This window comes from Streptomyces alkaliphilus (assembly GCF_014141535.1).
In the GTDB taxonomy this organism is placed as follows: domain Bacteria; phylum Actinomycetota; class Actinomycetes; order Streptomycetales; family Streptomycetaceae; genus Streptomyces; species Streptomyces alkaliphilus.
In genome coordinates, this window is the sequence record NZ_VKHT01000427.1 from 1 (window position 1) to 4,275 (window position 4,275).

The window sequence follows — 4,275 nt, forward strand, 5'->3', positions numbered from 1 at the left end:
GGCGCCGCCCCCATCCGACTCCCCGGTTCCCCGGGGTCCACGGCGAGGAGAACCCACCCCATGAGCGTGACTGTCCGAATCCCGACCATCCTGCGCACCTACACCGGCGGCAGCGCCGAGGTGAAGGCGGAGGGGGCGACCCTCTCCGAGGTGCTCGCCGACCTCGACGCCAACCACCCCGGCATCGCCGGCCGGGTGCTGGACGACGAGGGCAGGTTGCGGCGTTTCGTGAACGTGTACGTCAACGACGACGACGTGCGGTTCGCGGAGGGCCTGGCCACGGAAATCCCGGATGGCGCGGGGGTCTCGATCATCCCGGCGGTCGCCGGGGGCTGACCCTCCGCAGGCCGTCGACCACGGCGCGTCGAACGTGTCGTTCGAGGCGCCGACCTCCGCCCCGGGACCTTTCCGGTCCCGGGGCGGAGGCGTTCCGGCAGAGCGATAGAGTGGGGCTCGCGAGCCCCGCGCCGGCACATCCGGGCGCCCGGGACGTATATGAATTCGCGACACTTCGCGGCTCCCACGCGCCGAAAACCACCGCCGTGAATGCCGGATTGGCGTACTTTCTCCCACCCGAATTCTCGATACTTTTCATCATTTCGTGTGGTTTGCCCGTTCCCGGCTCCCAGAATTCTCACTCGAATGGCCTGTTGCGGTGGGCGTCCGGGCGGATACATTCAGCGGCGGTCGCGCGTTCCGGCGCACACCCCCGTCCGGCCGGTGGTGGAGCCCGAGAGGTGCGATCCGGGGCCGCGAGGTGCGGTTTCGTGAAAAGGCCGGCAACAGGGGAGTTGGGAATGGCTCAGGGCACCGTCAAGTGGTTCAACGCGGAGAAGGGATACGGCTTCATCGCGGTCGACGGTGGTGCGGACGTGTTCGTCCACTACAGCGCGATTCAGATGGACGGCTATCGCACTCTCGAGGAAGGACAGCGGGTCGAGTTCGAGATCTCGCAGGGCCAGAAGGGTCCGCAGGCCGACATGGTCCGGGTCACCGCCTGACCTCCGCGGCACCGCAACGTCCGAACATCTGTCGGGCCCGCACCTCTCCGGGGTGCGGGCCCGACGCATGTCCGAAGCGATGAACGTCCGTGCGAGGCCCGTGCGAGGCGCTCCCGGGGCTCGGGAGGTCCCCGGGCAGGGGGCGCGGGAGGGGCGCACGGACGTCCGGAACCTTTCGACCCGACGGACGGCGCTTGCACTCTCGGGTGCCGAGTGCTAATCATGGGCTTGGCACTCTGAAGGTGAGAGTGACAAAGCAGGACCGGTCTCGGTGAGGTTCGCGGAACACGGTGGGGCAAGGAACCACCGGGTGCGCGAGCCGTCCGTCGCGGGCGCCGGCGCGGTCCGGAGCAATCCACCCCGTCTTTGGGAGGACCACTTCACATGGCCAAGATCATCGCGTTCGACGAGGAGGCTCGGCGCGGCCTCGAGCGCGGGATGAACCAGCTCGCCGACGCCGTCAAGGTCACCCTCGGTCCCAAGGGCCGCAACGTCGTGCTGGAGAAGAAGTGGGGCGCCCCCACGATCACCAACGACGGCGTGTCCATCGCCAAGGAGATCGAGCTCGAGGAGCCGTACGAGAAGATCGGCGCCGAGCTCGTCAAGGAGGTCGCGAAGAAGACCGACGACGTCGCGGGTGACGGCACCACCACCGCCACCGTGCTCGCCCAGGCGCTCGTCCGCGAGGGTCTGCGCAACGTCGCCGCCGGCGCCAACCCGATGGCCCTGAAGCGGGGCATCGAGAAGGCCGTCGAGCAGGTCTCCGAGGCCCTCCTCGGCCAGGCCAAGGAGGTCGAGACCAAGGAGCAGATCGCCTCCACCGCCTCCATCTCCGCCGGCGACGTCCAGATCGGCGAGCTGATCGCCGAGGCCATGGACAAGGTCGGCAAGGAAGGCGTCATCACCGTCGAGGAGTCGCAGACCTTCGGGCTGGAGCTGGAGCTCACCGAGGGCATGCGCTTCGACAAGGGCTACATCTCCGCCTACTTCGCCACCGACATGGAGCGCATGGAGGCGGAGCTCGAGGACCCCTACATCCTCATCGCCAACTCCAAGATCAGCGGCGTGAAGGACCTGCTGCCGCTGCTGGAGAAGGTCATGCAGTCCGGCAAGCCGCTGCTGATCATCGCCGAGGACGTCGAGGGCGAGGCCCTGTCCACCCTGGTGGTCAACAAGATCCGCGGCACCTTCAAGTCCGTCGCCGTCAAGGCCCCGGGCTTCGGCGACCGCCGCAAGGCCATGCTGGGCGACATCGCCATCCTCACCGGTGGCCAGGTCATCTCCGAGGAGGTCGGCCTCAAGCTGGAGAACGCCGGGCCGGAGCTCCTGGGTCGCGCCCGCAAGGTCGTCATCACCAAGGACGAGACCACCATCGTCGACGGTGCCGGTGACAGCGAGGCCGTGCAGGGCCGGGTCAACCAGATCCGCGCCGAGATCGAGAACTCCGACTCCGACTACGACCGCGAGAAGCTCCAGGAGCGCCTGGCCAAGCTCGCGGGCGGCGTCGCCGTCATCAAGGCCGGTGCCGCCACCGAGGTGGAGCTCAAGGAGCGCAAGCACCGCATCGAGGACGCGGTGCGCAACGCCAAGGCCGCCGTGGAGGAGGGCATCGTCGCCGGTGGTGGCGTGGCCCTGCTGCAGGCCGCCTCGGTCTTCGAGAAGCTGGAGCTGGACGGCGACGAGGCCACCGGTGCCTCCATCGTCAAGGTCGCACTGGAGGCCCCGATCAAGCAGATCGCGGTCAACGCCGGCCTCGAGGGCGGCGTCGTGGTGGAGAAGGTCCGCAACCTCACCCCGGGTCACGGCCTGAACGCCGCCACCGGCGAGTACGTGGACCTGGTCGCCGAGGGCATCATCGACCCCGCCAAGGTGACCCGCTCCGCGCTGCAGAACGCCGCCTCCATCGCGGCGCTCTTCCTCACCACCGAGGCCGTCATCGCCGACAAGCCGGAGAAGAACGCCGGTGCCGACGCCGCTGCCGCCGCCGGTGGCATGGGTGGCGGCATGGACTTCTGATCCCCCGGGATCGGAGGACCGAGCCGCGGCACCACGCACGGCGAGTTCCGGCGGACGGAGGGGTTTCGTTCACCACCCGATCGACGTCGGGGTACCGCGGCCGGTGGGGAACGGTCATCGCGCGGTCCCGGACCGCCTCGGGACCCTCCGGCACGGCCTCGGCTTCGACGCCGGCCGCCGCGTCCCGGTGATCCGGCGCCGAACGGGCCTCAGTCGGCGGCGACCCCGGGCGGATCGTCCTCCGCGCCGGCGGCGAGCAGGGCTTCGCGCAGCCGCCCCCGGGCATCCGCGAGCAGACGCTCCGCGCCGGTGGCGTCCACGTCCGCGAGGAGCATCAGGACGGCCTGCTTGACCTCCCCGCCCGTGGCGGACAGCGCCTCCTCGATCGCCGGCTCCGGGGCGCCGGTGGCCAGCGCGACGATGCGCCGCGAACGGGCCCGCAGCTTGGCGTTGGTGGCCCGCACGTCCACCATCAGGTTTCCGTAGGTCTTGCCCAGGCGGATCATGGTGATCGTCGAGATCATGTTGAGGACGAGCTTCTGCGCGGTGCCCGCCTTCAGCCGAGTGGAGCCGGTGATCAGCTCCGGTCCGACGACCACCTCGATGGGGTGCTCGGCCGCCGCGCCCAGGGGGGTGTCCGGGTTGCAGGCCAGGCCGATGGTCAGCGCCCCCAGCCGGCGGGCGTGCTCCACCGCGCCGACGGCGTACGGGGTGCGGCCGGAGGCGGACACCCCGACGACGGTGTCCAGTGGTCCGATGCCCCGGGCGTCCAGATCGGCCGCGCCGGCCGCCGCGTCGTCCTCGGCGCCCTCCACCGCCGAGACCATCGCCGCCGGCCCGCCGGCCAGCAGACCGACCACGGTGTCGGGATCGGTGTTGAAGGTGGGCGGGCATTCGCTGGCGTCCAGCACGCCCAGCCGGCCGGCGGTACCCGCCCCGGCGTAGAACAGCCGGCCCCCCTCCTCCATCCGCGCGGCCACCGCGTCGATGGCCTCCGCGATGCGCGGCAGCACCGCCTCCACCGCGTCGGGGACCCGGGTGTCCTCACGGTTCATCAGCCGTGCGATCTCCGGGGTGGAGAGGCGGTCGATCGCCGCGAGGTCGGCGCGGTGGGCCTCGGTGGCCAAGGTCTCCAACCGACCGCGCAGGGCCGGCCCGCCCGCTCCCGGCGGGTCGCCGGGAGCGGGCGGGAACGGCGTCGGGGAGGACGGGGAGGACGGGGGCGGAACGGCGCTCATGGGCGTGCGGATCTCCGGGG

The 4,275-nt window shown here is 70.8% G+C and carries 4 protein-coding genes; 3 read left to right on the forward strand and 1 reads right to left on the reverse strand.

The genetic code is table 11. The features are described from left to right. The first annotated feature begins 60 nt into the window (after positions 1-60). The 3 genes from FNQ90_RS14320 (at position 61) to groL (ending at position 3,017) form a co-directional block, all read left to right on the forward strand. Complete coding sequence (locus FNQ90_RS14320) at positions 61-336, forward strand: ubiquitin-like small modifier protein 1 (RefSeq protein ID WP_182606740.1); 276 nt, start codon at positions 61-63, stop codon at positions 334-336. A gap of 461 nt (positions 337-797) precedes the next feature. After that, a complete protein-coding gene (locus tag FNQ90_RS14325; RefSeq protein ID WP_004986573.1) occupies positions 798-1,001 on the forward strand; it encodes a cold-shock protein in 204 nt (67 codons plus the stop codon). A 384-nt stretch (positions 1,002-1,385) separates the two neighbouring features. Then, a complete protein-coding gene (gene groL / locus FNQ90_RS14330; RefSeq protein WP_182606741.1) occupies positions 1,386-3,017 on the forward strand; it encodes a chaperonin GroEL in 1,632 nt (543 codons plus the stop codon). Between the two features lie 209 nt (positions 3,018-3,226). On the opposite strand, the gene murQ is transcribed toward groL, so the two are convergent. Then, complete coding sequence (gene murQ / locus FNQ90_RS14335) at positions 3,227-4,255, reverse strand: N-acetylmuramic acid 6-phosphate etherase (protein WP_182606742.1); 1,029 nt, start codon at positions 4,253-4,255, stop codon at positions 3,227-3,229. Positions 4,256-4,275 lie beyond the last annotated feature (20 nt).